The organism is Endozoicomonas sp. SESOKO3, from assembly GCF_024606255.1.
Genome location: NZ_JAHHPR010000334.1, coordinates 1 through 2,034, shown reverse-complemented (window position 1 = coordinate 2,034; position 2,034 = coordinate 1). Strand labels below are relative to the sequence as shown.

The window sequence follows — 2,034 nt, the reverse complement described above, 5'->3', positions numbered from 1 at the left end:
ACCTGCGGTGGGCTGCCCTGCCCCGGGAAGTGCTTGAGATAATCGCCAGCTATTTGTCCATCGAAGATCTCAATAATTTTGGGCAAACATCGACGACAATGAGCGATCGCCTGAGTTCATGCGGTCTGGAAGAAGTCCATCACTTCCTCTCTCTGAGCAGACAAAGGCAGACTTCGTGCCGGACAATCATTCAGTCCAGTCATCTACTCCTTGAGTACCTCAGGACATTGTCCATATTTTCTGTTCGTCATTTCCCTGTACAACAGGGCCCGGCCTTTTACTCCTTTTACGCCAGCCATTTGCGCCAGCAGATTCTCGATGGGACCACACTGAGCCTTATACCCAGTGGCGTTTTAGAGGTTCGCCAAAAACATCATCTGCGTGATCATATTCCCTTTGTCATTGAGAAGAAGTCGGATAACTACAGTGATATCCTGGCTCCGGGTCCTGATGGTCAATGGGTCAGGGAAGCTGAGATCACACACGATTACCTGGTCGAATATCATCATCAGCAGGCCGACCATATTTTATTTGTCGAGCAACCCTTTGCGTTGAGAGAAGGACCGTTTCCTTACAATTACACTGGCAAAGAGCATTTTCTATCTGTCTATGAACGCAAGAATGATGCGTGGGTTGAGCAACAACTGACATCGGGTGAGATTTTTCCTGAATGTCAGGATAAGCAAATCTTTAGGATACGCCTGTCACCTGATGCCAAGTCAGCGGTCTGTATTAACATGAGCGACGGTGTTGCTATTCTCGGTCGGGGGGCTGATGGGCAGTGGATCAACAGAGGCAACATTAATACAAGTCTTTATCCCCGGCTGTTCAGTCCTGACAGCAATCATCTTGCGCTTTATGATGGACCATGCATCAAGGTGATGAGCCGGGCAAAAGATGATTCCTGGTCACAAACGGGTGACATTGTTGTTACCAACCCTGCTGATGATCTGAAAGAAACACCCAGCGGCGAAACAGTGAGCGACTTTGATTATCTACGCGTGGTATTCAGTCCGGATAACCGCCATTTTGCTACATGGTTTGAGGAGGCCGGCCATGATTCACATCACAATGATATTCAACGGCGTTATTTCTTTGTCGTCATTTTTGCCCGTGACCCGCAAGGGCAGTGGCGTGAAAAAGAGAGAATCGTTGAATCCTGTAACCGGGCAACCCGATATTTCACTCTTAAACCTGAATTCAGCCTGGATGGTCGGCTTCTGATTATCACCACTCGGGAAAGTATTGATATCTGGGAATTAACTGACGACCAATGGCACAAATCTGCACAGAAGAAGCCCCGGAGCGGCGGCGGTGAAATTCAATTTTCTGTGGACCCTTGTGAATTCATCAGAAGTTGCAATCAAAGCGTAACGATCTGGCGCAAGGCAGCGTCGGGAATCTGGGGCGAGACACAAACATTTCCGGCTGAGTCCCTGGTAGAAAGCAGCCCCAACGGTGAAACCATTGTTTGTAACGATCGTGCCGGACATACTGATATTTATCAACGTAAGCCTTTTGCTGAAACTTTGGGACAGCCATTCGTTGAACCCGCCGCCGTTGAATGGGTCAATCAACGCATTGGGTTTTCCATCATAGGTGCAGGTTTCAATCAGGAAGGTTGTCTTCTGGCTGTGATTCCCAAGACGGGAACGCACAGCCTGATTCTGTTCGGTTTGACGGCAGAAGGGAGCTGGCTGGAAAGGGCCCGTTTGCAAACAGAAGGCAGAATTTTCAAATTTTGCTTCAGCCCTTGCAGCCGCACCCTTCAAGTCCGCAGTTTGTGCCCTCCCACCGGCTCTACCAGAGGACGAGAGTTTTTTTCGCTTTGGCAGATCATGCCCGACAAGGTCACCCAAATGCCTGAACCGGGCACCTCCATTTGACAATGAACTAAATTATTTTCTCATTGTCCAAATAATTAAGACGATGGTGTCAGAATCATATCATTCGCACATCCTTTTGAGATTAACTGAACGACTGTCAGGCAGGATTGAACATGCTGACTATATGAGCTGACTACAAGAACGGTAT

1 protein-coding gene is annotated in these 2,034 nt (G+C 48.3%); it reads left to right on the top strand.

From position 1 onward, the window contains the following. Positions 1–1,886 (top strand): F-box protein (locus KDK18_RS05910; RefSeq protein ID WP_257253899.1); only part of this gene is annotated, 1,886 nt, incomplete at its 5' end. Between the last annotated feature and the right edge of the window lie 148 nt (positions 1,887–2,034).